The organism is Mesorhizobium sp. NZP2077, from assembly GCF_013170805.1.
Taxonomy (GTDB): Bacteria; Pseudomonadota; Alphaproteobacteria; order Rhizobiales; family Rhizobiaceae; genus Mesorhizobium.
Map to the genome: position 1 here is coordinate 3,153,567 of NZ_CP051293.1, position 26,467 is coordinate 3,180,033.

Annotated in this window: 26 protein-coding genes; 15 read left to right on the forward strand and 11 right to left on the reverse strand. The window is 64.1% G+C overall.

The window, feature by feature from the left end; translation table 11 throughout:
• Positions 1 to 3 precede the first annotated feature (3 nt).
• Positions 4 to 687: a YoaK family protein gene (locus tag HGP13_RS15620; RefSeq protein WP_172226922.1), complete on the reverse strand. Its 684-nt coding sequence runs from the start codon at positions 685 to 687 to the stop codon at positions 4 to 6.
• Positions 688 to 921: 234 nt separating this feature from the next.
• On the opposite strand from HGP13_RS15620, the gene HGP13_RS15625 reads away from it, so the two are divergent.
• The gene (locus HGP13_RS15625; RefSeq protein WP_172226925.1) at positions 922 to 1,485 is read left to right on the forward strand and encodes a cytochrome b; all 564 of its coding nucleotides are present in this window, start codon (positions 922 to 924) and stop codon (positions 1,483 to 1,485) included.
• A 108-nt stretch (positions 1,486 to 1,593) separates the two neighbouring features.
• On the opposite strand, the gene HGP13_RS15630 is transcribed toward HGP13_RS15625, so the two are convergent.
• Both HGP13_RS15630 and gcvA read right to left on the reverse strand, forming a co-directional pair.
• On the reverse strand, positions 1,594 to 2,724 hold the full coding sequence (locus tag HGP13_RS15630) for an FAD-binding oxidoreductase (protein WP_172226928.1): 1,131 nt from the start codon (positions 2,722 to 2,724) through the stop codon (positions 1,594 to 1,596).
• Between the two features lie 91 nt (positions 2,725 to 2,815).
• On the reverse strand, positions 2,816 to 3,715 hold the full coding sequence (gcvA, locus tag HGP13_RS15635) for a transcriptional regulator GcvA (RefSeq protein WP_172226931.1): 900 nt from the start codon (positions 3,713 to 3,715) through the stop codon (positions 2,816 to 2,818).
• 127 nt (positions 3,716 to 3,842) lie between these two features.
• On the opposite strand from gcvA, the gene HGP13_RS15640 reads away from it, so the two are divergent.
• Both HGP13_RS15640 and HGP13_RS15645 read left to right on the forward strand, forming a co-directional pair.
• The gene (locus tag HGP13_RS15640; RefSeq protein WP_172226934.1) at positions 3,843 to 4,547 is read left to right on the forward strand and encodes an SDR family oxidoreductase; all 705 of its coding nucleotides are present in this window, start codon (positions 3,843 to 3,845) and stop codon (positions 4,545 to 4,547) included.
• Positions 4,548 to 4,666: 119 nt separating this feature from the next.
• Positions 4,667 to 5,116: a hypothetical protein gene (locus HGP13_RS15645; protein ID WP_172226937.1), complete on the forward strand. Its 450-nt coding sequence runs from the start codon at positions 4,667 to 4,669 to the stop codon at positions 5,114 to 5,116.
• Between the two features lie 53 nt (positions 5,117 to 5,169).
• Here HGP13_RS15645 and HGP13_RS15650 read toward each other — a convergent pair whose 3' ends face one another.
• Together HGP13_RS15650 and HGP13_RS15655 are read right to left on the reverse strand one after the other, a co-directional pair.
• Positions 5,170 to 7,605 (reverse strand): EAL domain-containing protein, encoded by a 2,436-nt coding sequence (locus HGP13_RS15650; protein WP_246707401.1) that lies wholly within the window; start codon positions 7,603 to 7,605, stop codon positions 5,170 to 5,172.
• Between the two features lie 160 nt (positions 7,606 to 7,765).
• Positions 7,766 to 9,028, reverse strand: a complete 1,263-nt coding sequence (locus HGP13_RS15655) for a cytochrome-c peroxidase (protein ID WP_172226939.1) — start codon at positions 9,026 to 9,028, stop codon at positions 7,766 to 7,768.
• Positions 9,029 to 9,219: 191 nt separating this feature from the next.
• Here HGP13_RS15655 and HGP13_RS15660 point away from each other — a divergent pair, with 191 nt between their 5' ends.
• Positions 9,220 to 10,752 carry an acid phosphatase gene (locus HGP13_RS15660; RefSeq protein ID WP_172226941.1) on the forward strand — a complete coding sequence of 511 codons (1,533 nt, stop codon included), beginning with the start codon at positions 9,220 to 9,222 and terminating at the stop codon, positions 10,750 to 10,752.
• A gap of 10 nt (positions 10,753 to 10,762) precedes the next feature.
• On the opposite strand, the gene HGP13_RS15665 is transcribed toward HGP13_RS15660, so the two are convergent.
• Positions 10,763 to 11,242, reverse strand: coding sequence for an Lrp/AsnC family transcriptional regulator (locus HGP13_RS15665; protein WP_172226943.1), 480 nt, complete (start codon positions 11,240 to 11,242; stop codon positions 10,763 to 10,765).
• A 108-nt stretch (positions 11,243 to 11,350) separates the two neighbouring features.
• Between HGP13_RS15665 and HGP13_RS15670 the strand changes: the two genes are divergently transcribed.
• Complete coding sequence (locus HGP13_RS15670) at positions 11,351 to 11,884, forward strand: alpha/beta fold hydrolase (protein WP_172226945.1); 534 nt, start codon at positions 11,351 to 11,353, stop codon at positions 11,882 to 11,884.
• Between the two features lie 12 nt (positions 11,885 to 11,896).
• Here HGP13_RS15670 and HGP13_RS15675 read toward each other — a convergent pair whose 3' ends face one another.
• Positions 11,897 to 12,496, reverse strand: a complete 600-nt coding sequence (locus tag HGP13_RS15675; RefSeq protein ID WP_172226947.1) for a DUF922 domain-containing protein — start codon at positions 12,494 to 12,496, stop codon at positions 11,897 to 11,899.
• A gap of 111 nt (positions 12,497 to 12,607) precedes the next feature.
• Here HGP13_RS15675 and HGP13_RS15680 point away from each other — a divergent pair, with 111 nt between their 5' ends.
• The gene (locus HGP13_RS15680; protein ID WP_246707402.1) at positions 12,608 to 13,102 is read left to right on the forward strand and encodes a hypothetical protein; all 495 of its coding nucleotides are present in this window, start codon (positions 12,608 to 12,610) and stop codon (positions 13,100 to 13,102) included.
• Positions 13,103 to 13,152: 50 nt separating this feature from the next.
• Here HGP13_RS15680 and HGP13_RS15685 read toward each other — a convergent pair whose 3' ends face one another.
• The gene (locus tag HGP13_RS15685) at positions 13,153 to 14,589 is read right to left on the reverse strand and encodes a PLP-dependent aminotransferase family protein (protein WP_246707403.1); all 1,437 of its coding nucleotides are present in this window, start codon (positions 14,587 to 14,589) and stop codon (positions 13,153 to 13,155) included.
• Positions 14,590 to 14,624: 35 nt separating this feature from the next.
• Between HGP13_RS15685 and HGP13_RS15690 the strand changes: the two genes are divergently transcribed.
• The 3 genes from HGP13_RS15690 to HGP13_RS15700 all read left to right on the forward strand — a co-directional run bounded on the left by HGP13_RS15690 (position 14,625) and on the right by HGP13_RS15700 (position 17,369).
• Positions 14,625 to 15,377, forward strand: a complete 753-nt coding sequence (locus HGP13_RS15690; RefSeq protein WP_172226952.1) for a pyridoxamine 5'-phosphate oxidase family protein — start codon at positions 14,625 to 14,627, stop codon at positions 15,375 to 15,377.
• 207 nt (positions 15,378 to 15,584) lie between these two features.
• Positions 15,585 to 16,037, forward strand: a complete 453-nt coding sequence (locus HGP13_RS15695; protein ID WP_172226955.1) for a GNAT family N-acetyltransferase — start codon at positions 15,585 to 15,587, stop codon at positions 16,035 to 16,037.
• 132 nt (positions 16,038 to 16,169) lie between these two features.
• On the forward strand, positions 16,170 to 17,369 hold the full coding sequence (locus tag HGP13_RS15700) for a PLP-dependent aminotransferase family protein (RefSeq protein WP_172234732.1): 1,200 nt from the start codon (positions 16,170 to 16,172) through the stop codon (positions 17,367 to 17,369).
• A 19-nt stretch (positions 17,370 to 17,388) separates the two neighbouring features.
• Here the strand turns inward: HGP13_RS15700 and HGP13_RS15705 are convergent, their stop codons facing one another.
• Positions 17,389 to 18,282: a protein-L-isoaspartate O-methyltransferase gene (locus HGP13_RS15705; RefSeq protein ID WP_246707404.1), complete on the reverse strand. Its 894-nt coding sequence runs from the start codon at positions 18,280 to 18,282 to the stop codon at positions 17,389 to 17,391.
• A gap of 203 nt (positions 18,283 to 18,485) precedes the next feature.
• A complete protein-coding gene (locus HGP13_RS37920) occupies positions 18,486 to 18,896 on the reverse strand; it encodes a hypothetical protein (protein ID WP_246707405.1) in 411 nt (136 codons plus the stop codon).
• Between the two features lie 260 nt (positions 18,897 to 19,156).
• Between HGP13_RS37920 and HGP13_RS15715 the strand changes: the two genes are divergently transcribed.
• The 4 genes from HGP13_RS15715 to HGP13_RS15730 all read left to right on the forward strand — a co-directional run bounded on the left by HGP13_RS15715 (position 19,157) and on the right by HGP13_RS15730 (position 23,688).
• Positions 19,157 to 19,672, forward strand: a complete 516-nt coding sequence (locus HGP13_RS15715; protein WP_172226958.1) for a hypothetical protein — start codon at positions 19,157 to 19,159, stop codon at positions 19,670 to 19,672.
• 105 nt (positions 19,673 to 19,777) lie between these two features.
• Positions 19,778 to 20,395 (forward strand): C39 family peptidase, encoded by a 618-nt coding sequence (locus HGP13_RS15720; protein ID WP_172226961.1) that lies wholly within the window; start codon positions 19,778 to 19,780, stop codon positions 20,393 to 20,395.
• Positions 20,396 to 20,410: 15 nt separating this feature from the next.
• On the forward strand, positions 20,411 to 21,484 hold the full coding sequence (locus HGP13_RS15725; RefSeq protein ID WP_172226965.1) for a D-alanine--D-alanine ligase family protein: 1,074 nt from the start codon (positions 20,411 to 20,413) through the stop codon (positions 21,482 to 21,484).
• A 209-nt stretch (positions 21,485 to 21,693) separates the two neighbouring features.
• Positions 21,694 to 23,688, forward strand: a complete 1,995-nt coding sequence (locus HGP13_RS15730; protein WP_172226968.1) for an AI-2E family transporter — start codon at positions 21,694 to 21,696, stop codon at positions 23,686 to 23,688.
• Between the two features lie 188 nt (positions 23,689 to 23,876).
• Here the strand turns inward: HGP13_RS15730 and HGP13_RS15735 are convergent, their stop codons facing one another.
• The gene (locus HGP13_RS15735; protein WP_172226971.1) at positions 23,877 to 24,755 is read right to left on the reverse strand and encodes a LysR family transcriptional regulator; all 879 of its coding nucleotides are present in this window, start codon (positions 24,753 to 24,755) and stop codon (positions 23,877 to 23,879) included.
• Positions 24,756 to 24,857: 102 nt separating this feature from the next.
• Between HGP13_RS15735 and HGP13_RS15740 the strand changes: the two genes are divergently transcribed.
• Positions 24,858 to 25,652 (forward strand): VOC family protein, encoded by a 795-nt coding sequence (locus HGP13_RS15740; RefSeq protein ID WP_172226974.1) that lies wholly within the window; start codon positions 24,858 to 24,860, stop codon positions 25,650 to 25,652.
• Between the two features lie 31 nt (positions 25,653 to 25,683).
• Positions 25,684 to 26,460, forward strand: coding sequence for a nuclear transport factor 2 family protein (locus HGP13_RS15745; RefSeq protein WP_172226977.1), 777 nt, complete (start codon positions 25,684 to 25,686; stop codon positions 26,458 to 26,460).
• Positions 26,461 to 26,467 lie beyond the last annotated feature (7 nt).

Genomic DNA, 26,467 nt, shown 5'->3' on the forward strand with positions numbered 1-26,467 from the left:
CACCTACCTAGCTTCTTCATTGGGTGCCGAAAGCCGCAGCACCAGCGCGGCGAGCGCGATCACCGGCGGGACGACGAAGCACCAGACATTGGCGAAGGCGTAGCCGAGGGCGGCTGCGGCGCAGCCGGCGGCGAAGACGGCGACCGCTGCCGCCATGCGCCGCAGGCGGGCGATCAGGGCAGGGCGGGCCTCCGGTGCCGTGCCGCCGATGAGGTCGGCGAGGTCGATCATGATCTGGGTGGTGGTGCCGGTCATCAGCGTCGAGGGCGGGGCGGCCGCCAGATGGACCCGGTGCACCGCGTTCTGGATAGCCATCGCGGCGACCAGCACCATGCCGGTGACGATCGCGGCCGCACTGTCGCCGCTGGCGAAGGGGCCGAAGCGGATCGCCAGTCCAGCGCCTATGACAAGCAGTGCCAGTTTGGTCGCCAGCAGGACCCCGAGCGCCTGACGTCCCCGCCGGCGCAAGTGTTCGCCGGCCAGCCGGGTCAGGATGACGACGATGCAGAACACCGGCAGCGCCAGGAGCTTTGCCAGCACGCCCGAAATGCCGAGCACCAGCGACGCGCCGAGGGTGACGAAATTCCCCGTCACATGCGCGGTGAACAGGCCCTGCAGCGCCAGGAAGCCGGCCGTATCGACATAGCCGCCATTGAGGCTCAACAGCAGCGGCAGTGTGGGCTTCATGTCGCATCTCGCGTCGGGGATCAGATAACGTCTCATATCCCGGCGCGGCATGCCAGTTCCGTGCGGCTCTTGCGGTCACGAGCGCGGCACCTTTTCCGGCTGCCGGCGAGACATGCGGTCATTTAAGTCGCCGCATCACAAACTTATTAGAACGCACTTGAGGAACAATCGAAACAAGGGCACGTTCATGGACGGGTGCGGGAGGAACGTGTCCAACTGTTTCGGAGCTCTCGCATGTCGCTGTCCGGTACGACAACCCGCTACGGAGGCCTCGCCCAGGCATTGCACTGGCTGACGGCTCTGCTCGTGCTTATCGCCTTCCTGGTCTCGGCAGGTGGTCCGCCGGAGCGAGTCTATTCAGCGGCCCGAGCCTCCACGCTCCTGCTGCATGAGTCGCTTGGCTTCGCCGTCTTCTGGTTGCTGGTCATCCGTCTGGTCTGGCGCCTGTTCGACCGCATTCCCGAGGCGCCGCCCATGCCCACCTGGATGGAGGTCGCCTCGAAGGCAACGCATTGGGCGCTCTACGCGCTGCTGTTCGCGGTTCCGGTCACCGCCATGCTTGGGGCCTGGTTCGGCGGTCACCCGGTAACGGTCTACGGCCTGGGAGCGATCGGCCCGTTTTCCAGCAACTGGGGCGCTTCGCTGGCGGAAATCCATGGCACGCTCGGCGATGTCATCATGTGGCTCGCGGGCCTGCATGCCGCCGCAGCCGTCTTCCATCACGTCTTCCTTCGTGATCGTGTGCTGAGCCAGATGCTGCCCGGCTTGCCTGATCCGTCCTCCGGGCAGGGTGGCTGAGCGCGGTCAATTCAGAATAGTCCGGATCGCATGATCGACCGGGTGCAGCCCGCTGGCCTGGAGGCACGCTCCTGATGACACTTTATGGGTTGAGGCAAGGCATAAACTTCATGGCGTCACCGCGACCAGGAACCGGTCGGGCGCCAGAGCCTCGGGGGTGACACCGAGGGCCGTGACATCTCCGGGCAAGGGCTTGCCGCGCATCAGCGCCGAACTCAGCCTGGCCAAGGTCAGCGATACCTGGAAACCGTAGCCGCCCTGGCCGCCGAGCCAGAAGAAGCCCGGCAGGCGCGGGTCGAAGCCGGCGACCGGCGTGCGGTCGGGCGCGAAGGTGCGCAGGCCCGCCCACGGCGTCGAGGGCCGGCCGATGCGCATCGAGGTCGCCTGTTCGATGCGGTCGACGCCGATGGCGACGTCGAGATCTTCCGGATACGCGTCGCAAGGCTCGGAATCGGTTTCGTCGGCGAGCGAGCCGATCAGCCTGCCGGCATCCGGTTTGAAGTAGAATTGTTCGTGCAGGTCGACCACCAGCGGCCAGCTGGCGATGTCGGTGCCTAAAGGCGGGTCGAACAGGAAGGCGGTGCGTCGTTTGGGCTGGAAGCCGAGGCTGGAGAGCCCGGCCAGGCCGGCGACGACATCGACCCAGGCGCCGGCGGCGTTGACGACGATGTCGGCCTGATAGACACCGGCGCTCGTTTCGACCCGCAAGCCACCGCCGTCGGGCGTAATGGCGCGGACCTCCTCGCCGGTGCGGATGATGCCGCCGCTCGCCTTCAGCGCCGAGGCGCAGGCTGCCAGCATCTTGCCGGTATCAACATCCACCGCGTCCGGTTCATAGACGCCGCCGCAGGTTGCCTCGGTGGCAATGACCGGAACCAGCGCGTGCAGCTCGGCCGCCGACAGGCGGCGCACGCTGGGCACCAGCGCCTGCAATTCGCCGGTCAGTCTGTCGATCGTGGCGGCGTCGCCGCGCCAGCCGACATGCAGCGCGCCGCGCCGATGGGCGACGAAGCCGCCCTCGACTATTTGCTGCCGGCTGGCCAGCGTCAGCGCGCGCACCACCCGGTTGCCATAGGTCTCGGTGAACAAAGCGGCGGAGCGGCCGCTGGCGTGATAGCCGAGATGCGGCTCGCGCTCGAGGACGGTGACGGCGGCCCAGTCCCGGACGGCGGCAGCCAGCGACAGGCCGGCAATGCCACCACCGATGACGACGATTTTTGGGGAGGGATTCGAATGCATCCAACAGTCGTAAAAATGATTTCGTACCCAGTCAAACTGCGCGACTTCCCGTGGTCGTTTGCGCCTTGAAGCCCGACGCCTCGCCGCCTGTCTAGACCGGCGTGCCTTCCCCCGCATCGAGCAGCCATTGCCGCACGGCTTGCGTCGGCTCGGGATGGCGCTGTTTTCTCGGCATCACGACATAGAAATCCTGCGTGCCGCGCATTTCGCCGCTGACCGGCTGGACCAGCCGGCCGGCGGCGAGGTCGGCGGCGACGAGGAAGCGGCTGGCCAGCGCTATGCCCTGGCCGGCGATGGCGGCGTCGATGGCGAGGCTCGTCTGGTTGAAGCGCATGCGCTTGAGCTCGGTCGTCATCTTCAGGCCGACGGCCTTTTCCATGAATTCCGGCCACAGATTGTGGGCATCGTGCAGCAGGACATGATGCTGGATTTCGGCCGCGGCGATTTCGGTTGCGCCGGCCGGCAGCAGGGCCGGGCTGCAGATGGCGACGATCTGCTGGGGAAACAGCAGGTCGACGATCAGGCCGGCGCCGAAGGGCGGGCGGCCTTGCCTGACCGCGATGTCGACGCCGTCGGCCTGGAAACTCGACAGGTTTTCGCTGGCCAGCACGCGCAGGTCGACCAGCGGATTGTGTGTCACGAAGTCCTGCAGCCTGGGGATCAGCCATTTGGTGGCAAAGCTCGGCGTCACGCTGATCGTCAGCCGCGCCGGCTCGGGGCGCAGCAGCAGCGTTGCCTCCGAGATCAGGTCGAAGGCGCGGCGGATGTTGGGCACATAGGCGCGGCCCTCGTCGGTCAGCGCCAGGCCGCGCGGCCGCCGCTCGAACAGTTTGGTGCCGAGATCGGCCTCGAGCCCGCGAATGTGCTGGGCGACCGCCCCTTGCGTGACGTTCAACTCCTCGGCGGCGATGCGGAAGTTGAGATGGCGCGCCGAGGCCTCGAAGGCGCGCAGCGCATTCAATGGCGGCAGGCTCAGGAAGGCTTCGGGCATGCAGGAGTTTTTCTACAGCTTAATTTCAGGCATTCTGGTTCGAACCGGGTGGAAAAACCAGCTATATCAGCGCCGACGATCCAAAATCACCGGTTGCGGTGCCCGCCAACTCGAAAAGGAAAACCTAATGAGTGTAGAAAAAGTGGCTGTTGTGGTGGCCGGTGGCAGTGGCATGGGCGCGGCGGCGGCAAAGCGGCTGGCGGCGGACGGGTTCAAGGTCGCCATCCTGTCGTCCTCGGGCAAGGGCGAGGCGCTGGCGAAGGAGCTGGGCGGGCTCGGCGTCACCGGCTCCAACCAGTCGAATGACGATCTGCAGCGGCTCGCCGACCTGACGCTGGAGCGCTACGGCCGCATCGACGTGCTGGTCAACAGCGGCGGCCACGGGCCGCGCGCGCCGATCCTCGAGATCACGGACGAGCAGTGGCACACCGGCATGGATGTCTACCTGCTCAATGTCGTCAGGCCGGTGCGGATCGTGGCACCGCAGATGGTCAAGCAGAAGGGTGGCGCCATCATCAACATCTCGACCGCCTGGGTCGCCGAGCCGAGCCCGATGTTCCCGACGTCGGCGGTGTTCCGTGCCGGCTTGGCAGCCTACACCAAGATCTTCGCCAACACTTATGCCGCCGACAATGTGCGCATGAACAATGTGCTGCCCGGCTGGATCGACAGCCTGCCGGCGACCGAAGAGCGCCGCGACAACGTGCCGATGCAGCGCTACGGCACGAGTGAGGAGATCGCGGCGACGATTGCCTTCCTGGCGTCGGAAGGCGCTGGCTATATCACCGGGCAGAACATCCGCGTGGATGGGGGTGTTATCAGGGCGCTGTGAGGCTGGTGCCGCATCTCGGCGGGCACTGATATCGCGGGTGGTCGAACCCGGCAACCGGCGTTCGACCATTGCGCGACATGCTTCGAACGGTCATCCTCGGCCCATGAATAGGAGGGGCCATGTCCGACACCTTTCTGCACTTGGTGCCTTATGAGCCACACTGGCATCCCGACGAAGCGGCCGCCACGGAAGCCGTGACGATCGCCTGCGGATTGTTCCCGCTGGCCGAACATGTCACCGTCGAATATGAGGAAGGCGTGACGTTCTTCGACGCCGGAGCCAACACGGAAAGCATCCATTGCCCGTTTTGTGGCAGCGATCTGGAGGACTGGTGGGGCGAGGCAATGGACCAGGCCGCCGCGTCACGCTTCGAAGACCTTTCGGTCACCACGCCATGCTGTCACAAGGCCACGTCGCTAAACGATTTGCGCTATGTCTGGTCGGCGGCGTTCGGGGTCTGCGCGCTGACCGTGGTGAATCCCGGTGTGGCATCCCTGGCCAGCGAGCAATTGCGGACGATCGAGCAAGCCATGGGCTCGCCGCTGAAGGTGATCTGGCAGCATCTATGAGAGGACAGCAATAGCCTTCTGCGCTTTCAGGTCGACAACCCTTGTTGGTGCGCCTACGCGGTCAGGGCCTCCGGCTGTTCGAAAAGCCTATGAAGTTCGGAGGCCGGCATCGGGCGGCCAAACAACCAGCCCTGCACATCCGTGCAGCCATTTTCCCGGACCAGGCGATACTGGTCCTCGGTCTCGACGCCTTCGGCGGTCGTCGTCATGCCGAGCGTGGTGCCGAGTTCGGCGACGGCCTTGACGATCGCCCGGCTTTCGGCGCTCTCGCACATCAGGCTGACGAAGCTGCGGTCGATCTTGATGCGGTTGAACGGGAACGACCTGAGATAGCTCAGCGAGGAGTAGCCGGTGCCGAAATCGTCCATGGCTATGGAGATGCCGAGGTCGCGCAGGCTGTGCAGCGTTCTCACCGTGTTTTCGTTGTTCGCCAGCAGCACCGACTCGGTGATCTCCAGCTCGAGCCGCGACGGCAGCAGGCCCGAAGCCGCGAGCGCCGAGGCAACCTGAAGCGATAGCCCCTGCTGCTTGAACTGGGCCGGCGAGAGATTGACCGCGACCTTGACGGGCGCGGGCCATTTCGCGGCGTCGGCACAGGCACGCCGCAGGATCCACTCGCCAAGCGCATCGATGACAGCCGTTTCCTCGGCCAACTGGATGAACTCCGACGGCGCCAGCAGACCGAGGCGCGGATGGTTCCATCGCACCAGCGCTTCGAAGCCGGTGAGTTTGGAGGTCTTTGCGTCGTGCAGCGGTTGATAGTGCAGAACGAACTGCTCTATGGTGACGCCGAGAGCCAGTTCGGATTCCAGCAGGCGCCGCTCCTGCAGCCTTGCATCCATTCCCGGCTCGAACGACCTGCAGGTGCCACGACCCTCCATCTTGGCCTTGTACAGAGCAAGGTCGGCATTGCGGATAAGGGTTTCCGAACGTTGCCCGTCGTCGGGGAAGACGGCGATGCCGATGCTGCCGCCGATGTTGATCTTGTGGCCCTGGATGGAGAATTCGTCGGACAGGGCATGAATGACGCGGCTTGCAAGCACGCCGGCCTCGTCGTTGCCGTCGAGCAGGAGCTGAAGGATGACGAACTCGTCGCCGCCAATTCTCGCCACCATTGCGGTTTCGCCGGCATACTGTTTCAGCCGCTTCGCCACCGCCCCGAGAAGCTCGTCGCCGACCGGATGGCCGAGCGTGTCATTGACCGGCTTGAAACGATCGAGGTCGACGCAATGGACGGCCAGCTTCTCGCCATCCCTGAGGCTTCTCAGCGCTTCGTCCATGGTGTCGGCCAGGAGGCCGCGGTTGGGCAGACCGGTGAGAATGTCATGCGTGGCGAGGTGCTGGATCTCGGCGGTGCGTTCCTCGACCCGCAGTTCCAACGTCGAGGCGGCATTCGCCTGCATCATCATCGCGCGCCCGATCGCATACCAGCAGGCCAGCGCCAGCAGCGTGACCACCGCGACCGCCGCATAGCCGGCCAGCTCGAATTCCCGCACGGACTGGGCGTCCATGTTGGCGTCGAACCGGCTGTTGGGAAAACCAGCCCAAAGACGCCATGCGCTTCTGGGATCGTTGAGCGAGAGTGGGATGACTTCGGAATAGATCAGGTTGGGGTCGGCCGTCGTGAAGGCATGGGAATCGGCCGCGAGCGCCGTCGACATCTTGTGCTGGTCGGATTCAAAGCCGTAGCCCGAATTGACGATGACATAGTCGCTGCTCGGCAACAGTTTGCGCAGCGCCGAGGTAAGCATGATCGCCGAGACGGAGCCGCGCAGGCTGCCGTCTTGGCCGAACACCGGAACCGAGAGGATGAAGCCGGAGCGATCGGCATCATTGCCAGTATGGATGAAATCGGTGTTATCGCAGGTGATGAGTTCCTTGGTGCCTATGATCGGCACGTTGAGCCCGTCGATGGCGCTGGAATTCGGATAGTTCGCCTTCAGCCAGGCAAGCTGTTTGGCCAGCTCATGGTATTCATAGGTTTCGATCTCCTCGGGGGGGCGGACCAGGGCATTCTGGTCCACCTTTCCGGGCCTCGCGTCCGCGGCGACCTCGGATCTCGCCTTGGCATTCACGATCAACTGGTCGAATTGGAGGATCGGCTCCTCGAGCTTGCCGGTCACCGCGTCGAAGCGGTCCGGGTTGAAATCCAGCGGCAGGAAGTAAACCTCGGAAATGGAGACATTGGTGGCGAGGTTGTTGTAGATCTGCTGGATTGTCGCGCGGCCTTCGTCGCCCAGATTGGTGCCGTGCCGGTCGAGGTTTCGGACGCTGGGCAGATAGGTCAAGGTCCGCACATTTTCATAGACGGCCCGCAAGGCGTCTTCGACGGTCTTGGCCGTCGCTCTGGAAGCTGCCTGGGAATTCTCGAGATAGCGCTCCTTGGCCAGCGCGTAGTTTCGCTGGGCGTCGATATGCAACGCCGCCAGCGTCGCCGCGCCGGTCAAAAGGATCACAACAAATCCGGCCGCTCGCCCGAATGCGTTCATCTGCGTCCCACCATCGAGTGACGAGGGTTATCCTAGAGCGGTTTAGGAAGCGCTAATGGGATATGTCTTTCTTTACCGGCCCCAAGCGTTAAGGCGCATCAAATCCGGCCAATCCAGAAGCCTTTCCTTGCCAGCGTGCAGGCCAAATGAGCAGGGCTTTTCAGTTCGCTGCCTGCTGGTCGGCGTCGGTGAGCGTGCCGAGAAAGGCGACGATGTCGTCGATCTCGGCATCATTGAGCGCCGGTCTGTCGCCAGGCTTCTTGCCGTTGAAGGGCGGGTCCCGATTCAAGTTCGGCCAGTAAGCCTTTGGCAAATCGTCATATTGCCTGACCGTACCGTCGGCATTTTTGGGGTACCAATGGCCGGGATCAGTATCACGGCTGGCGTACAAGGCGACCGCGTCGCGCAGCGTGTGGAACGTGCTGTTGTGGAAGAAGCTCTTGCGCAGCGCGACGTTGCGCAAGGTAGGCGTCTTGAATAGGCCGCAATACTCTCTCCGTCCCTTGAAATCGGTGCGCAGCGGGCCGCACAGGCCGAGATCGACATAGGCCGGATCGGCGTTGGCAGGGATCGCCGCATTGCGCGGCACGGCGATGGCGATCAGGCCGAAATCAGTGAATTGCGGCGGTTCGCCGTCATTGGCGGGTTCGCTGAGGTGACAGCTGGCGCAATTGCCCTTGGTTTCGTCCTCGAACAGCGCGCGGCCGCGCATTTCCTGCGCCGTGAGTTCTGCCTTGCCGGCGAGGAAGGCATCGTAGCGGCTGGAATAGGGATAGAAATCGGCAGCACTCTGTTCGAAGGTGCCGAGCGCTTCGGCGGCGGCATCGAAGGCGTCACCCGGGTGCTCGAACACGTCTGCGCCGAAGGTTGCCTTGAATGCGTCGGCATAGGCCGATTTGCGCAAGGCAGCGGCGACGGCGGCCTCATCCTTGTTGGCCATCTCGAAGGGCGAGAGCAGGGGTATCTTGGCCTGGTCCTTGCCATGGTCGGCGCGGCCGTCCCAGGTCAGGCCGCCGGTCGGGCCATTGTCGACGCTCTCATCGCCTTCGTCTTCGGAATCGTAGAAATGCTCGGTGAAGGCGGGCGCCGCCTGGAGATAGCGCAGCGACGGCACGGCGCGCACGCCCGGCTGGTCGAGGTTTGGCCCGCCCATCTCGACCGGCGAGGCCGAGGCGGGGCCGAAGGCGTGGTGCGGATCATGGCAGGACGAGCAGGCCTGCTTGCCCGAGGCTGACAGGGCCGGATCGAAGAACATTTCTTTGCCAAGCGTGGTCAGCGCCTCGGCGCGCGCGTAGGCCTGGGCGCGCGACATCGGGCCGGGGTGGACGCCATCCGGTGCCGCCGTGTTTGCGGGCGCGGCGAAGCTTACCACCGATGCCGCGGCGATCACTGCCGCCCGGCTTTTCCATCGTCCCGTTGCCATGCCTGAAGTCCGGTTTCGATCCCGCAACTAAGTATCCTGTGCAACGGATTCATGACCTGGCCTGGCGTTCACGAAACCGTGTTCGACGGGTCGGTAAATGTCACAAAGGTGACAAGGCATGGAAGTAGCTCCAGTCCTGTATTTCGTTGCCCATGCGTGCCGTCCTCCAGCCAGCCACGAGGCATCTTCCCATGACCAGGTCCTTTCTCTCGCTTTGCCTCGCCTCGACGGCGCTGGCATCGTTCGCCGGCGCGGCCCACGCCGCTCCTCCCGGCTACGACAAGATCGACACCGTCGTCGTCATCTATGCCGAGAACCGCAGCTTCGATAATCTCTATGGCGGCTTCCCCGGCGCCAATGGGCTGGCCAATGTCTCGGCCGACCAGGCGCGCCAGCTCGACCGCGACGGCAAGCCGCTTTCAGAGTTGCCGCCGGCCTGGGGTGGGCTGACCGCCAAGGGCGTGACGCCACCGGTGACCGAAGCGCAGTCAGCGCATCTCGCCAATGCCAGCTTCGCCATCGACGATGTTGCCGGCTTCAACGAGAAGACCTCCGTCATCACGCGCGATCTCTGGCACCGCTTCTATCAGGAGCAGATGCAGATCGACGCTGGCCGGAACGACAAGTTCGCCGCCTGGGCCGATTCCGGCGGCCTCGTGATGGGCCATTATGACGGCTCCGGCCTGCCGATGTGGGCAGTGGCGAAGAAATACGTGCTGGCCGACAATTTCTTCCAGGGTGCCTTTGGCGGCTCCTTCCTCAACCACTTCCAGCTCGCCTGCGCCTGCGTTCCGGTCTATCCCAACGCCGACACCAGCCCGGTGAAGGGGCAGATCGCCGTCGTCGAGGCTGACGGCAAGACGCTGAAGGTGGCCGACAATTCGCCGGCCTCAGCCCTTGGCGGCGCGCCGAAATTTGTCAATGACGGCGCCATCACGCCGGACTTCTACGCCGTCAACACCATGCAGCCGCCCTATCAGCCGAGCAACAACAAGCCGGCCGCGGGCGGCGACCCGGCCTTGGCCGATCCGTCCGTGGCCAGCACGCTGCCGCCGCAGCACGACATCACCATCGGCGACCTGCTGTCGCTGAAGGGGATCGACTGGGCCTGGTATGCCGGCGCCTGGCAGGCCACGCTCGACGGCAAGAACGCCACGCCGGTGCCGAACTTCCAGTTCCATCACCAGCCGTTCAACTATTTCGCTGCCTATGCGCCCGGCACGGCCGCGCGGACCACGCATCTCAGGGATGGCGGCCTGGAAGGCACCGAATTCATCAAGGCGATCGACGACGGCAAGCTGCCGGCCGTCACTTTCTACAAGCCGCAAGGCAATCTCAACGAGCACGGCGGCTATACCGATGTGGCGAGCGGCGACCAGCATCTGGCCGACCTCGTCGCGCATCTGGAGAAGAGCCCGCAATGGGGTCACATGCTGGTGGTCGTCACCTATGACGAGAATGGCGGCTTCTGGGATCATGTCGCGCCGCCGAAGGCCGATCGCTGGGGGCCGGGCAACCGCGTCCCGGCCTTCATCATCTCGCCCTATGCGAAGATGGGCACGGTCGACCACACGCAATATGACACGACGTCGATCCTGCGCTTCATCACCGCGCGCTACGATCTGCCTGTGCTCTCCGGCATCGTCGCCCGCGACAAGGCGCTTGCCGGCAATGGGGAGCCGCCGATCGGCGATCTCTCCGCCGCGCTTGACCTCAGCCGGTAGGCTGGGGCCGCTAACCGCCTGATCTGCGGATCAGGTCGCGGCCGATCGGCTTCGGCGCCTCGCTGCGCAGCACCAGCGCCGTGGTGACAGCACCATGGCGCGCCACGGCGTCGACGATGGTTTCCAGGTGGGCGGGCGAGGGCGCGACCACTTTCACGATGAAGCAATCCTCGCCGGTCAGCCGGTGCACCTCGGTAATCTCGGGCATTGCGGCGAACTGCTTCAGGCAGGGGCGGATGTGCTCATGCGTGGTGCGCACGCGGATGATGGCCATCATGCCGAGACCGAGCGCCGCCGGATCGATCACCGCGGTGTAGCCGGCAATGACGCCGCGCTCCTCCAACCGCTTGACCCGCTCGGACGTCGCCGGTTGCGACAGCCCCACCCGCCGGCCAAGCTCCGACATGCCGATGCGGCCATTCTCCTGCATGGTTTCGACAATGGCGACGTCGGTCGGGTCGAGCGGCGTGCGCTCAGCGTTGTTCTTCATGGGCACCTTGAATCCATCGGCAAGGACGTGATTTTTCCGATGGTTTCCCATTCTCGATGCCAACGCAAGACGCCACCATGCGCCCTCAATCGATTGGAGCAAGGCGACATGACGCATTTCATCAACCTGCCGGGAAGCGGCGGTTCGGGTCCGGGCCATTGGCAATCGCGCTGGGAAAGCGTCAATCCGGCGATGCGGCGCTTCCAGCCGTCAAGCTGGGATTTGCCCGATTTCACCGACTGGCTGGCGGCGCTGGAAGCTGCGGTGATCGCGGCGCCGGAGCCGCCGGTGCTGGTCGCGCACAGCCTGTCCTGCCTGCTGATCGCGCACTGGCAGAAGATTTCGCGAAGGCCGGTGAAGGCGGCCTTGCTGGTCGGCGTGCCCGACCCGAAGTCCGCGGTCTTTCCCGGGTACGGCATGGCTTTCGCCAGAATTCCCGAGGGCCGGCTGCGCTTTGCCTCGCTTGTGGTGACGAGCACCAACGATCCCTATGGCTCGGCGGGTTATGCGCAGGCGAGGGCGACGCAATGGGGCAGCCGCATCGCCGTCATCGGTCCGTTCGGCCACATCAATGCCGAAAGCGGCCTGGGCGACTGGCCGGAAGGTTTGGCGCTGCTTGAGGGTCTGGTGTCCGAGGCTTGAAGGTGGTGGCGCTCAGCCGCCATTCACCAAAGCGAGGACAAGCTTCTGCAGATTGCCGCCCTGGCCGAGTTCGACACGGTCGAAATCGCGGCTGCCCTGTATGCGCGCCTTCGAGATCGCGTCGAGCCGACGGACAACTTCGGCCCTGATCTTGCTGCATTTGGGATCGTCAGTGACGGTCAGGCCGTCTGTCACGGCTTCGATGTCATGGACCATCTGTATCATGCTGGCGCCATGCACCTTCTCATGGGCGCTGACGCCGGCGATGAACACCTCCCATTTCTTCTGGACGGCCGGCGGCAGCGGCGCGGAAGGGCTTGGCAAGGTGTAGGTGATGACCAGTTTCGGATTCCTCGCCGTCAGCACGCAGTCCTTGCCCCTGGGCTTGTAGTCCCTGACCCCCCAGGTCAGCTTGAAGTTGGTGTAGGCGATGGCGCGGGTAATACCGACATTCGGCCCATTCTCGCCGATCGACCGGTAGAGCTCCAGCCCCGACTGGCCTGAAATGGCGTAGGTCTCGACCTTCTCGACCGGCTTCCATTCGGCATGGGCGGTGAGCGGCAAGGCTATCAGCGCGACCGTCAAAAGAAACAGACGAACACAGGTTCTCAACACCACACTCTCCAGACCGGAACCGAACAGGCAATGCCAGCGGAAGGCTTTTCCTATATGCTGCCGGCCGGTGCTGCAAATGGGTCTTAGAGAGAGACAATGGGGGAAGTCATGAGAAGATATCTCGTCGTCGCCGGTGCCGTGGCGGCCTTGCAGGCCGCACAGCCGGCTTTTGCCGCGTCGTGCAGCGGCTGGAGCGCGAAGATGGAGGAAGACGAAGGCGGCAAGGTGCTGACCGCCTCGGTCTGCGGCGGGCCGAAGGGCGATGCGCAACTGATGCTGACCTGTTTCGACACGCCGGTGCTGAGCTACGATCTGGGCGCCAGCGGCCAGCAGACGGAGCCCGGCATGAGCGGCGCGTTCGACTTCAAGGCCGACGGCAAGACGGTGACCAAGACGCTGCAGCTCGAGGAAATGTACGGTTATTTCGTGGTCAATCTGGCCAAGGCTGATCCGCTTTTGGACCTGTTGCGCTCGAAGGGCGATGTGACGGTCAGCGCTGCCAAATTTGGCGCGATCAGTTTTCCGCTGAAGGGGTCGAGCGGGGCCATCGGCAAGGCCTTGGCGCAATGCGGCAAGGCGAAGCCCGCGGCTGACGGGGATTGAGGACTTCGTCATCCAAGGGTCTCCGCGACGGAGCTCCGCTCCTGCTTCGCCTAGGATGACGAAGGGAGGGGAAGCTGCCGCATCACCCCGCCCAACCCTACCGTCGCCGCCCCCAACTCCTCATCCGAAAACCCGGAGAAACCCAGCACCAGCCCGTGTCTCGGCATTCCGTCGACGAACATGGCGGACAGCGCCCGGGCGCCGACCCCCACCGCTTTTGCCGCTTCGACGATTGCCGTGTCCGGCCCGCCGCCCTTCAGCATCGCCATCAAATGCAGCCCCTGTTCAGGCACCGTCACGTCGAGCTTATCGCCGCAATGCGCCTCGAGCCCTGCCACCAGCACATCGCGCGCGGCTTGCACGCGGCGGCGTACGCGTCTGAGATGGGCGGCGAAATGGCCTTCGTTGAGGAGGTCGGTCAGCGCGCCTTCGGCCAGCGTCGAGGGGTAGCGGTCGGAGCGCGCCCGGACCGCCATGACGGCATCGAGCAGCGGCTCGGGCACCACGACATAGCCGATGCGCAGACCGGGGAAGAGCACCTTTGAGAACGTGCCGAGATAGGCGACGCGGTTTGCACCATCCATGCCTTGCAGCGAGGTCAGCGGCGGGCCGGCATAGCGGAACTCGCTGTCGTAATCGTCCTCGATGATCCAGGCATCGTTGCGCCGCGCCCAGTCGAGCAGGCCCAGGCGGCGGCGCATCGTCATCGTCACGCCGAGCGGATATTGATGCGAGGGCGTGACATAGGCCGCGCGCGCGTTCGGGCAAAGGCTTTCGCCGATCTCGGGATCGAGCCCTTCGGCGTCGACCGGCACGCCAACCACCTTGGCGCCACCACCGGCCAGCGCCGCATGCGCCATGGGATAGCAGGGGTTTTCGATCCAGACAGCATCACCGGGGCGAAGCGCCGCGCGAACCAGAAGGTCGAGCCCTTGCTGTGTCCCCGATGTCAGCACGATCTGGCCGGCGTCGCAGCGCACGCCGCGCGCGGTTCGCAGATAGGTCGCAATCGCGGTGCGCAGCGCGATGCCGCCGCGCGGATCGCCGTAGCGGAAATGCTCCGGCCCGGGGCGGGCGAGGTGGCGCGACAGCAGGATGCGGAACAGGTTGAGTGTGCGCGGATCGGACGCCGCCACGCCAAGGGCGCAAGGCAGCGACGTGGCGGCATCGATCTCGGGCGGACGCGCCTTGGCCAGTGTTGTCGGCAGATATGGCACGTCTGGTGCGACGAAGGTGCCGGCGCCGACCTTGGCTGTTGCAAAACCTTCCGAGATCAGCATTTCGAAACAGGCGACCGCTGCCGAACGCGACAGGCCGAAACGCCCTGCAAGATCGCGGGTGGTCGGCAATTTGGCGCCGGCGGCCAGCGCGCCGGTCTCGATCAGCCGCCGCAGTGCCGCATAGAGCTCGCGGCTGCGCGGGCCGTCGCCCGGCAGCACCGGGATCAGCGCCGACCAATCCGGCATATTGGTCTGATTTTTATCCACTGGATTGGTCCTTTTATCGACCAATATCACAGCGCATGGTTGGCAGGCCAGAGACAAGGATGCAAGCCGTGAACGACGTCGCCGCCAGCTTTCCGACTACCAGCCGCAACCGGGTCAAGCGCCTGCATGAGCGCGGCAGCTACGATCACGCGGCCGTCTTCGCGGTGCTGGATGCCGGGCTGCTCTGCCACGTCGCCTATACATTCGACGGCCAGCCCTATTGCACGCCGACCATCCACTGGCGCGAGGGCGACATGCTTTACTGGCACGGCTCGTCCGCCAGCCGCATGCTGCGGCAGCTGCGCGGCGGCACGCCGGCCTGTCTCACCGTGTCGCATCTCGACGGGCTGGTGCTGGCGCGCACCGGCTTCAACCATTCGGCGAACTACCGGTCGGCGATGTGTTTCGGCACGGCGCGCATCGTCGACGAGCCGGAGGAGAAGATGAAGGCGCTGGCCGGCGTCGTCGACCGCTTCTACCCCGGCCGCAGCGAAACCTTGCGGCCGATCTCGGCGCAGGAAGCCAAGGCGACGACGGTCATCGGCATGCGCATCGAGGAGGCATCGGCGAAAGTGCGCGCCAAGGGCGTCGCCGACGATGAGGAGGATTACGGCCACCCGGTGTGGGCCGGCGTCATCCCGGTGCGCATGGTGATCGGCGCGGCCGAGCCCTGTCCGAGGCTGCTGCCTGATATCGAGCGGCCGGAGAATCTGGCTGGGTATGCCGAGGGTGAAAGGTTGGATCGCGCGCTGATAGAGGCGCAGGCGGTGTATGAGGGCGAGCCATAACCTGCGCTTCTTCCCTTCTCCCCTTGTGGGAGAAGGTGGCCTCGCGAAGCGAGGTCGGATGAGGGGTGTTCCAGAAAACACCAACGCCTCACTCCGCTGGAGCACCCCTCATCCGTCTCGGCGCTGCGCGCCGATCCACCTTCCCCCACAAGGGGGGAAGGAAGGGCGCACCTTGCCGCTGCCAGTGCCTCGCGCTATCCCCCCACCATGATCACCTTCCGCAAGGCGCAAGCCTCCGACCTGCCTGTCATCGTCGCCATGCTGGCCGACGATCCGCTGGGTGCCGCCCGTGAAGATGCCTCGTTGCCACTGGCGCAAGGCTATGTCGATGCCTTCGACGCGATCGACGCCGATCCCAACCAGTTGCTGGCGGTGGCCGTGGATGGCGCGGAGGTGATCGGCACGTTGCAGATCACCTTCCTCGCCGGACTGTCGCGCAAGGGCGCCTGGCGCGGGCAGATCGAGGCGGTTCGTATTGCCGGCCAGCGGCGCTCGGGCGGCATCGGCCGGCTGATGTGCGAATGGGCGATCGATCAATGCCGGGCGCGCGGCTGTAGTCTTGTGCAACTGACCACCGACAAGGGGCGGGCGGACGCGCACCGCTTCTATGACAGCCTCGGCTTTACCGGCAGCCATATTGGTTACAAGAAAGCACTGTAGCGTTCCGCCCCTGCAGCGACTGGCGTATAGCGCAAGGCATTCAGGCACTATTTGAATTGCCTGGCAAAGCGGATATAGGTCAGTCAGGTTGACCTATATGAAAATCGTCTGGGGAGGCGTGACTTGACCCTTATGAACCTCTTGGCTTCGCGCTCGTCGCGCATGAAAGCCTCCGAAATCCGCGAGTTGCTGAAGCTGCTCGACCAGCCTGACATCATCTCGTTCGCCGGCGGCATTCCCGATCCGGCGCTGTTTCCGGCCGAGGCCATCCGCGATGCCTATGCCGAGGTGCTCGGTGGTGCCGAGGCCGGGGCGGCGCTGCAATACCAGGTTTCGGAAGGCTATCTGCCGCTGCGGCGCTGGCTCGCCGGGCAGATGGGCAAGCTCGGCGTTGCCTGCGACGAGGGCAACATCTTCATCACCTCCGGCTCGCAGCAGGCGCTGGACTATCTCGGCAAGCTGTTCCTGTCGCCCAATGACACCGCGCTGGTGACATGGCCGACCTATCTCGGCGCGCTGCAGGCGTTCAACGCCTATGAGCCGCGCTATGACCGGCTGCGGCCTGAAGGCGGCAACATGACGCCGGATGCCTATCGCGCGGCGGCAGCGGCGAATGGCGGCAAGGTCAAGTTCGCCTATCTGGTGCCTGATTTCGCCAACCCGACCGGCAACACGCTGGACAAAAAACAGCGCGAAGCGGTGCTCGACCTTGCCGGCGAACTTGACATCGCCGTCATCGAGGACGCAGCCTATCGCGCGTTGCGTTATGACGGCGAGGGCGTGCCGCCGATCCTGGCGCTCGACTGCGCGCGCTCCGGCGGCATCGACAAGGCGCGCACGCTCTATTGCGGCTCGTTCTCGAAAATCCTGTCGCCGGGCATGCGCGTCGGCTGGGTGTGCGCGCCGCGCCATGTGGTGGAGAAACTGGTGCTGATGAAGCAGGCGTCGGACCTGCACAGCCCGTCGATCAACCAGCTGGTCATGCACCGCGTCGCCGAAGCCGTGTTCGACGGCCAGGTCGAAAAACTCATCGGCGCTTATCGCGAGCGCCGCGATGGCCTGCTTGGCGCGCTCGAAGCCAACATGCCGGAGGGCGTGAGCTGGAGCCGTCCGGAAGGCGGCATGTTCGTCTGGGCGACGCTGCCGGAAGGGGCTGATGCCACCGAACTCCTGGCACGCTCGGTGAAAGAGGCGCGCGTCGCCTTCGTGCCCGGCAATGCCTTTTATGCCGACGGCACCGGCCGCAACACGCTGCGGCTATCCTTCACGCTGGCCGACCGCCGCGCGGTGAGCGAGGGCATTCCAAGGTTGGCGGCGCTGCTGAAGGGGTAAATTCCCCCGCCCAAGGGGGTCAGGGGCCGTTATGCGTGCCCTTGATGGCGTCGCCTTCAAGCTTGGTGAACGGCACGAAGGACAGCGTGCCGCCATTGTAGATGTCGGCGCGCGTAACCTGGAACGTCCCATCCGCTTCCTGATGCTTGGTGACTTTCAGCACATGCTGGGCGCCGGGCGGGCCGACCGGGATGACCATCATGCCGTTCGGCTTCAGCTGCTGCAGCAGCGGCGGCGGGATGTGGTCGATGCCGCAGGTGACGATGATCTTGTCGAACGGCGCTTCTTCATGCCAGCCATAATAGCCGTCGGCGTTGCGGGTGTGGATCGCCTTGTATTCGGAATACCCCCTGGCGATCAGCGCGTCGTAGAGTGCGCGTGTCCTTGCCGCCAGCGGCTTGATGATCTCGATCGAGAACACCTTGTCGGTGAGGTTGGACAGATAGGCCGACTGGTAGCCGGATCCTGTGCCGATCTCTAGCACCTTGTCGCCGGGTTTTATCTCGAGCGAATTGGTCATGCGCGCGACGCTATGAGGACCGGTGATCGTCACGCCGTAACCGATATCGAGATAGTGCCATTCATAGGCGCGGCCGAGATTGGCCTTGGTGACGAACTCCTCGCGCGGCGTCATCAGATAGGCGCGCTTGTCGCGCTGGTCCCAGACGTCCTTGTGGGAGAGCAGGGCCTGGAAACGGTCCCAGCGCTGGCCGAGGAAGCCGGCATCCTCGCCCCGGTTCTTCTTCATCCAGTCGATGAAGCCGGCGCGGCTGTCCATCGCCGGCATCGCGTTGGGGTCATAGGGTTCCGGCACATTGGCCATGGCGGGTCTGGCCAGCAGCGCGCCAGCGATGCCGAGCAGGACTTGCCGGCGGTCCATGCGCAAGCGCTTGCTGCTGGCCTCGATGGGCATCTGTTGATCCTTCATGGCAGCGCATCGCGCGGCCGACAGGCCCCGCCAAGCTTCGTCCCGATCCGACGGTTTGACAATCGGGCGGTCCATACAATTCGGTAAGGTCACCGAAAGGCGGGGTTCCGTGCCAGGGTCAATGTCCGCGATGCGGGGCAAAACAAGCCGCGGCTCTCCGGCGCAATGGAACCGCTGCTGAAGGTTCCCTATGCCGCCACGTTCATCAGTTGCCGGAGCTTTGTAAGCCTGACGCGCGCCAGCTCGCGTAGCGATTTCTGGGACCCTGCCTCGCCGGTCTCAACAACGAAAACCAAGGTCTTGAAGTCGAGCATGAACTCATCGATGGCTGCGGTAATCTCCTGGGATTTGCCCTTGAACCGGCGCAGCAAGGCGTTGGCTTCGTCGATGCCATCGCCGCCGGCGCTATCGAGCAGCGCTTCGAGCCTCTGAAAACTGTCCAATTCAAGTCCTCCCGACCGCGTGAGAAAACTCGGGCGGCAGTGGAAGGTTCCAGTGGACGTGGTCCCGCGAAAAGAAATCGCTGCCACCGTTTGAATTCCGTGGATTTGAACGAGCCGCCGGCATTCTTTTGTTTCTGGTGGAACCTCTGCGGTCAATAGAAGTTATCACCACGTCTGATCCCCCGTCAGATATCTGAAAGCTGGAAATCAGCTTTCCCAAAGCCCGCCGGATCCCCCTCCTGGCGGGCTTTCGTTTGCAAGTCTGCAAGGCCGGTCTTTGCGTTGCCAGATTGATGGCCTCAATGCTAACCGTGCAAATGGCGGCGGGAATCGGCATCGAGGCAACGCGCGCCAAAAATTGCTCAATAGAACTCCCGAACTGAGATCCATTACCTTACAGTCGAGGACTATTTTTTATGCAAAACCCAACCAGGGCGATCTGTGCTGGCGCGCTTCTACTTGTGGCCGGGGCCATCGGTCTGCCCAGAATATCATCTGTTGCTTATATTTCGTCAGCGCGGGCTCAGGAGGAATATCTTCCGACCGAGAAGGACTTTGTCGGCAAATGGAAACTGAGCGGCTCCGCCATCCGGCCGCCGCGCGACATGACCGATGCGCCGACGCCGGAACAGGAAGCGGCGGCCACCGAGTTCCAGCAGACGGTGACCGCCTTCTACGGTGCGTTCGACTATCTCGAGATCACGGCGGACGGCCGCTACAATTTCCATCAGCCGGGCGACCCGAATTCGGGCGCTTGCGTCTGGTGCGGAACCTGGTCCTTCAGCAAGAGTTCGCTGTGGCTCGAACTCGACACCGCGCCCAGGCTCGACATCTACGCCAAGGACGGGGATATGCAGATGACGTACACCACTGAGCCCGACGAAAAATCGAAATACGCCTGGCAGGTCTTCGGCTGGACGAAGGTTGAGTGAGCGGGGCGCGGCAATCGGAAGCGAATTTCGAAACAGACCTTAAGCGGCTTTTCATCAATCTCGTATTCTCGTATACGAGATTGATGCGAGCAGCCCGAGAAATCCATGAACCCGTTGCCTGAAACCGTGCCGTTTTTCAGCCAGTGGGAGACGCCTGATATGACGCTGGCTGTGCTGGCCGACGGCGCCGAGGCGGCACTCAGGCGGGATCCGCTGTGGCGGGGGTCAGGCGCCGCGAGCCTGGACGAATACGCGGTCTGGGCCGCCAACATCTGCGGCATGGCGTGCCTGAAAATGATCCTGGCGACGCGCGGCGAGATCGTGCCGACGATCGAACTGGCGAGGCGCTGCACCGGATATGGCGGCTATGTCGTCGGTGAAGGCTCGATCAAGGGGCTGATCTACGCGCCCTTCGTCACCTTCGTGCAGGCGGAATTCGGCCTGCAGGCTGAGGTGATGACCAATGTCGCGACAGCGGACATTCCGGCTATCCTTGGCCGGTCGCGGTTCTTCATCGCTTCGGTCAGCAGTGCGATCCGCTGGCCAGAGCGCGAGCCGCCGTCGAAGGGCGGCCACCTGGTGCTGGTGACGGCGGCGTCGGATGAGGGTTTCCGGTTCCACAATCCCTCCGGCCACAACAGCGCCACACAGGCAAACGCAGTGTTGGCGCCAGCCGATTTCGATCGTTTCTTTGCCAATCGCGGTATTGCCGTCACCATTTGATTTCGAGGGTTTTCAATGACTGAAAAGACAAGGGTTGCCATCCTCTATGGCGGGCGCTCGGCAGAGCATGACGTGTCGCGGCTGTCGGCGGCGAATGTGCTGAAGGCGATCGACCGGACGCGCTACGAGGTGGTGCCGATCGCCATCACCAGGGACGGCAGATGGCTGCTGCAAAAGTCATCCGAGGCCGGCGGCGACGGGGCAGGGGCTGCGGTGTCGAAGGATGGCGTGGAGGTCGCCCTGCTGCCCGGCGGCAAGGGCCGGCTGGTGGCTGTCACCAGGGGAGGCGAACAGCTTGGCCCTGTCGATGTCGTCTTTCCCGTGCTGCATGGGCCGTTCGGCGAGGACGGTTCGGTTCAGGGCTATGCCGAGGTTGCCGATGTTGGCTATGTCGGCTGCGGCATCCTGGCTTCCGCAGCCGCCATGGACAAGGATGCCGCCAAGCGGCTGCTGCGCGAGGCCGGGCTTGCCGTTGCCCGCTCGGTCACCTTGCGGCGCGGCGAGCCCGTGGCCTTCAAGGATATCGCGGCACGGCTCGGCCTGCCGGTGTTCGTCAAGCCGGCGCGCCAGGGCTCGTCCTTCGGCGTCAGCAAGGCGACCGACAGCGCCAGCTTCGCCACAGCGGTCGCGGCGGCGTTCCGGCACGACAGCAAACTGTTGGTGGAAGAATTCGTCGCCGGCCGCGAGATCGAGTGCTCGGTGCTGGAGCGGGCCGATGGCTTACTCACCGTGTCGCCGCCCGGCGAAATCATCCCGGCCGACAAGCACGGCTTCTACACCTACGAAGCGAAGTATTTCGACGCCGACGGCGCGGTGGTCAAAGTGCCCGCCGACGTACCGGCCGATGTTGTCGCCAGGACAAACGAGATGGCCACGCAAGCTTTCCGGGCGCTCGGCTGCGAGGCCATGGCGCGCGTCGACTTCTTCCTGCGCGCCGACGGTTCGCTGCTGGTCAACGAGGTCAACACACTGCCCGGCTTCACCGACATCTCGATGTACGCCAAGGCGCTGGCGGCGATAGGCATCGGTTACAGCAGCGTCATCGACGTGCTGATCGAGCATGCGCTGGCCAGGCATGCGGCGCGATAAGCTGCCCTGCGCAGCATCATGCCAAGCCTGCCGCCGGCCTTGAAAGGCGAATTCCGACGGGCGGATAAGTCATTTCTTTCCATTGCCTTGGGCCGCAGGGAACATACTGGCCCGCCCGGAATTGAAGGGTAGCCAGCGGAATGCCGGCGAAGGTTGCACGCCGGCTCAATATATCAGACCATGGCCGCCGGCAGGGGGAGAGACATCAAGTGGCGGCCAATCGTCGAAACGGGACGGCGTCTCCGGCGCCTGGGCTGGATGACATTCTTGCGGCCGCGGCACCCCACCCGCGAACCGCGTTGCCCAATGTGGCGACCACCGTCACCACGGTGGCCGCACTCTATTTCGGGCGCGAGGTGTTCCTGCCGATCGCCATTGCGCTGCTTTTGACCTTCGCGCTGGCGCCGCTTGTCTCGGCGCTCAAACGGGTCGGCATTCCCCGGATCGCCGCTGTCATCGCCAGTGTGCTCGGCGCCTTCGCGGCCCTTGCCTTGTTCAGCTTCATCGTCGCCACGCAGGTCAGCGAACTGGCGCAGAATATCCCGGTCTACCAGACCAACATCCTGGCCAAGATCCGCTCGCTCAAGGAAACCGGCGTCGGCGGCGGGATCATTTCGAGATTGAGCACCGTGGTCGAGCGTGTCGGCCAGGAGATCGACAAGCAGGACGCCACGCTGCCGGCCGCCACACCGGACAAGCCGCCGCGCGAGCCGGTGCCGGTCGAGATCGTTGCGCGGGAAAGGCCGCTCGAAGTCCTGCAGAACATCGTCGGCCCGCTGCTCAGCCCGCTCGGCTCGGCGGGGCTGATCATCGTCGTCGTCATCTTCATGCTGCTCGAGCGGGAGGATTTGCGCGACCGCTTCATCCGGCTTGTCGGCTATGGCGACCTTCATCGCACCACCGAGGCGCTTCGCGATGCGGGAAAAAGGGTCGGTCGCTATCTCTTGATGCAAACGATGGTCAACATCGTCTACGCCATACCGATCGCGATCGGTCTGTGGGTCCTCGGCATTCCCAATGCCTTGCTGTGGGGGCTGCTGGCGCTGGCGCTGCGTTTCGTTCCCTATATCGGCCCGGTCATCGGCGCGCTGCTGCCGCTGTTCCTGGCGCTGGCGGTGGCGCCCGGCTGGTCGCTCGTCGCGTGGACGGCTGCTTTGTTCGTGGTGATGGAACTGGTCACCGGCAATGTCGTCGAACCCTGGCTCTACGGGTCGCGAACCGGACTGTCGCCGCTGGCGATCATCGTCGCGGCGATCTTCTGGACATGGCTATGGGGGCCGCTCGGGCTGGTGCTGTCGACGCCGCTCACCGTCTGCCTGGTGGTGCTGGGCAGGCACGTGCCGCAGTTCGAGTTCCTCGACGTGCTGTTTGGCAACGAGCCGGTGCTCGAACCGCATGCGCGGCTCTACCAGCGGCTGTTGGCCGGCGACCCGGACGAAGCCACCGACCATGCCGAGGAAATGCTCGAGGAAAAATATCTGGTCGACTTCTACGACAAGGTGGCCATTCCCGCACTTCTTTTGGGCGAGCGCGACCGCGTGCGCGGCGTCATGGGCGACCTGCAAAGGCGGCAAGTGGCGGCCAGCGCGCTCGCGCTGGTGGCCAATCTCGACGACGACGCGAAGGAGGAAGCGGGTGAGGAGGATGCGCCGCACGTCGCAGGGGAGTCCGGGGAGGCGGCCGAGGCCAGCGATGCCGCCGCTGAGGACGCGGCCGACCTGCCCGATGGCACTGGTATGTCGGTGCTTTGCGCCGGCGGGCGAGGGGAACTCGACGATGCGGCCGCCGCGATGCTGGCGCAGGTGCTGGAAGTCCAGGGTGCGACGGCGTCAAAGGTGGGCTTTGCCGACATGGAGCCGTCAAGCATCCGCGGCCTCGATCTCGAGATCGTCGACACCGTGGTGGTCGGCTTCCTCAACCGCGATTCCGTCAAGCACGCCCGCTTCCTGGTGCGCCGGCTGAAGCGGGCGAAGGCGGCCCTCAGGGTGGGCATCGTGTTCTGGTCGGAAACCGGCAATGACGACAAGGAAGCGGCCGCCAGGCTGGCGCAGGACATCAACGCGGATTTTGTCGCGCACGGCATGGTGGACGCCGTGACGGGCGCGCTGTCGAACGAGCCGCCGGTTGCGCTGAAGCTGGTCGCCAAACGCCGCGCGAGACGGCAGCGGGCGGCGCCGAGGAAGGTTGCGGCGGCGGCGAGCTAAGGCAAAATCGGAGCGCTTAGAACGACCGAGTTGGGCCTGAAGCTGGCTGCAGACGCCGCGTCGCGTAAGAATGTCCGCGCCTCATGATAGTCGTTTGGAACAGTTTCGTCGCCCCTTATGCAGGCGCAGCTCCTGTCTGAAACTGGAATTGCGGCAGCCGCGAGAGAAGCGCGAATCCGGTTGCCTGCCTATCTGATGTGCCTTCTCAGGATGTCGATGAAAGCGGCGACCTTTGGCTTTCTAAAGGCCGATGGCAACTGGACCGCCTGGATGGCGATCGTCCGCGAGGGAAAGCCTGGCAGGAGATGAACGAGCCTGCCTTGGGCGAGGTCATCACCCAGAAAAACATGCGGGCAGATGAAGATGCCCTTGCCTGCCAACGTGGGCAGCAGGCAGGCAGGAGGGCTATTGGCGAGGAAGGGGCCGCTGATCGGTATCTGGACCTGCTGGCCATCGATGAGGAAGGGCCAGCGGTTGGGGTCGGGATTGTTGGCGTCGCGAATGCAAATGTGAGCCGAGAGTTCGTCGGGGTGGACCGGCGCACCATGCCGCTCGATATAGGACGGGGCGGCGACAACCAGCAGCCTTGCTTCGCCGAGCTTTCGGGCAACAAGGCTCGAGTCCTTCAGCGTGCCGATGCGAACAGCGAGGTCGAAACCCTCCTCGGCAAGATCGACATATTCATCGGATAGTTGCAGTTCGATCGTCACCTCCGGGTGGGTTTCCATGAACTCGAGCGCGGCTGCGGCGACGGTCGTTTCGCCGAAAGTAAGCGGTGCCGCCACGCGCAGTGTTCCCTTCAAGCCGCGAGAGGATTCGAGCGAGATATCCAGGAGATCGATCTCATTCAGAACGCGGCGGCACCCCTCCCGGTAGATCCGCCCGTCATGCGTCAAGGACATCGACCGGGTGGTGCGGTGAAGCAGGTTCATCCCGAGTTCCGCTTCAAGCGCGGCTATGTATTTGCTGACAAGCTTTCCGGTGATGCCGAGGCGTTTGCTGGCGGCGGCGAACGATCCGGCCTCAACCACCGCGACGAAGGTGCGCATCCCCTGAATCCTGTCCACCCGATTGTCTCCATAGTGGCGAAACTGATGCGCTATAATCGCCATTTTGGCGAATAATGGCTAGCGCTAGATCAGCGTCAATACAAGAAATGGAGACCGAAGATGAGTGCTTCCGAAACCCCGCTCTCGATCGGGAGGATTGCTCTGACCGTGAACGACCTGGATGTCGTGGCGGCGTTTTATGAAGACGTCATCGGCCTGGCCCCGATTGGTCGTGACGGCGAATCCGCGCTTCTGGGAGTGAATGGCCTGCCATTGGTCGAACTGCGCAAAGACATGGCGGCACAACGCCGCCCGGCCGAAGCGGGGCTGTTTCACACGGCCTTCCTGCTGCCTTCTCGCCGCGATCTTGGCCTTTGGACACGGCACATTCGGCAAGCCGGTGTGCAGCTTGATGGCGCGTCGGACCATCTCGTCAGTGAGGCGCTCTATCTCAATGACCCGGAAGGGAACGGGATCGAGGTCTATGTCGATCGGCCTCGGTCCGACTGGATCCGCCACGGTGACGAGATCGAGATGGCCACGTTGCCGCTGGATCTCTCCGATCTCGCCAAAGTTTCGGGCGATTGGGCGAGTGCGCCGGACGGAACAGTGATCGGCCACGTGCATATGCGGGTGGGTGATGTCGAGACGGCGGATGCCTTCATGACCGGCCCACTCGGCTTGACGCGAACGGCGCGCTTGCCCTCGGCAGGCTGGTACGGCTCGGGCGGCTACCACCACCACCTTGCAGGCAATGTCTGGCACTCCCGTGGCGCCAAACAGCGTAGTCCAGGATCGACGGGACTAGCGGAAATAGAACTCCTCGTGCAGCCGCATACCCTGCCTGTCGGTGTGATCGAGGACCCGTGGGGCACGAAATTCACCATCACCGCAGCCCAAACCCTCACCCTTTGAACTCAACCCAGCCCAACTAAAAGGATTGATAATGACCCCGAAGGAAACCGTACTGAGCGCTGTAACCGCCCTCTTCACCAAGTTTGACCCGGCGTCGGCAAGCCAGCTGCTGAAGGAAGATTACATCCAGCACAACCCCGGTGTGCCGACAGGGGCTGCTCCAATTCTCGGCTTCCTGCCTGTGCTCAAGGACGCTGGCCTGACCGTGAAGACCCATCGCGCCCTGTCGGAAGGGGATCTGGTGGTCGTGCATTCGACCTATGACAATGCGCAGGCCTTTGGCGGCCAGACCATGGTGGCGTTCGACGTGTTCCGGGTCGAGGATAACAAAGTCGCCGAGCATTGGGACAATTTGCAGGCAGCGGTCCCAGCATCGAAGACAGCCAATGGCAATTCGATGACGGACGGCGCGACCGAAATCCAGGATATCGACAAGACCGCCGGGAACCGTGCGCTGGTTGAAGCCTTCGTCAATGACGTCCTGCTTGGCGCCGCACCACAGAAGATCACCGACTATATCTCGACCACGACCTACACCCAGCACAATCCGATGGTGGGCAATGGGCTTGACGGTCTCGGTGCCGCGCTCAAGGCGATGGCGGAAGCCGGGCAGGCTTTGGCCTACACCAAGCGGCACCTGATCGTGGCGGAGGGCAATTTTGTCTTCACCGCGTCGGAAGGCAAGCTGGGTGACACACCGACAGCCTTCTTCGATCTCTTCCGCGTCGAGGGCGGCAAGATCGTCGAGCATTGGGATACGATTTCCGCTATCCCGGCCCAAATGGCGCATGGCAACGGCAAGTTCTGAGGATGGA

Bases quoted from the DNA above. Each gene is read 5' to 3' on its own strand.
- HGP13_RS15620 (WP_172226922.1), bottom strand. From the start codon at position 687: ATGAAGCCCACACTGCCGCTGCTGTTGAGCCTCAATGGCGGCTATGTC.
- HGP13_RS15625 (WP_172226925.1), top strand. From the start codon at position 922: ATGTCGCTGTCCGGTACGACAACCCGCTACGGAGGCCTCGCCCAGGCA.
- HGP13_RS15630 (WP_172226928.1), bottom strand. From the start codon at position 2,724: ATGCATTCGAATCCCTCCCCAAAAATCGTCGTCATCGGTGGTGGCATT.
- gcvA (WP_172226931.1), bottom strand. From the start codon at position 3,715: ATGCCCGAAGCCTTCCTGAGCCTGCCGCCATTGAATGCGCTGCGCGCC.
- HGP13_RS15640 (WP_172226934.1), top strand. From the start codon at position 3,843: ATGAGTGTAGAAAAAGTGGCTGTTGTGGTGGCCGGTGGCAGTGGCATG.
- HGP13_RS15645 (WP_172226937.1), top strand. From the start codon at position 4,667: ATGTCCGACACCTTTCTGCACTTGGTGCCTTATGAGCCACACTGGCAT.
- HGP13_RS15650 (WP_246707401.1), bottom strand. From the start codon at position 7,605: ATGAACGCATTCGGGCGAGCGGCCGGATTTGTTGTGATCCTTTTGACC.
- HGP13_RS15655 (WP_172226939.1), bottom strand. From the start codon at position 9,028: ATGGCAACGGGACGATGGAAAAGCCGGGCGGCAGTGATCGCCGCGGCA.
- HGP13_RS15660 (WP_172226941.1), top strand. From the start codon at position 9,220: ATGACCAGGTCCTTTCTCTCGCTTTGCCTCGCCTCGACGGCGCTGGCA.
- HGP13_RS15665 (WP_172226943.1), bottom strand. From the start codon at position 11,242: ATGAAGAACAACGCTGAGCGCACGCCGCTCGACCCGACCGACGTCGCC.
- HGP13_RS15670 (WP_172226945.1), top strand. From the start codon at position 11,351: ATGACGCATTTCATCAACCTGCCGGGAAGCGGCGGTTCGGGTCCGGGC.
- HGP13_RS15680 (WP_246707402.1), top strand. From the start codon at position 12,608: ATGAGAAGATATCTCGTCGTCGCCGGTGCCGTGGCGGCCTTGCAGGCC.
- HGP13_RS15690 (WP_172226952.1), top strand. From the start codon at position 14,625: ATGGTTGGCAGGCCAGAGACAAGGATGCAAGCCGTGAACGACGTCGCC.
- HGP13_RS15695 (WP_172226955.1), top strand. From the start codon at position 15,585: ATGATCACCTTCCGCAAGGCGCAAGCCTCCGACCTGCCTGTCATCGTC.
- HGP13_RS15700 (WP_172234732.1), top strand. From the start codon at position 16,170: ATGAACCTCTTGGCTTCGCGCTCGTCGCGCATGAAAGCCTCCGAAATC.
- HGP13_RS15705 (WP_246707404.1), bottom strand. From the start codon at position 18,282: ATGCCCATCGAGGCCAGCAGCAAGCGCTTGCGCATGGACCGCCGGCAA.
- HGP13_RS15715 (WP_172226958.1), top strand. From the start codon at position 19,157: ATGCAAAACCCAACCAGGGCGATCTGTGCTGGCGCGCTTCTACTTGTG.
- HGP13_RS15720 (WP_172226961.1), top strand. From the start codon at position 19,778: ATGAACCCGTTGCCTGAAACCGTGCCGTTTTTCAGCCAGTGGGAGACG.
- HGP13_RS15725 (WP_172226965.1), top strand. From the start codon at position 20,411: ATGACTGAAAAGACAAGGGTTGCCATCCTCTATGGCGGGCGCTCGGCA.
- HGP13_RS15740 (WP_172226974.1), top strand. From the start codon at position 24,858: ATGAGTGCTTCCGAAACCCCGCTCTCGATCGGGAGGATTGCTCTGACC.
- HGP13_RS15745 (WP_172226977.1), top strand. From the start codon at position 25,684: ATGACCCCGAAGGAAACCGTACTGAGCGCTGTAACCGCCCTCTTCACC.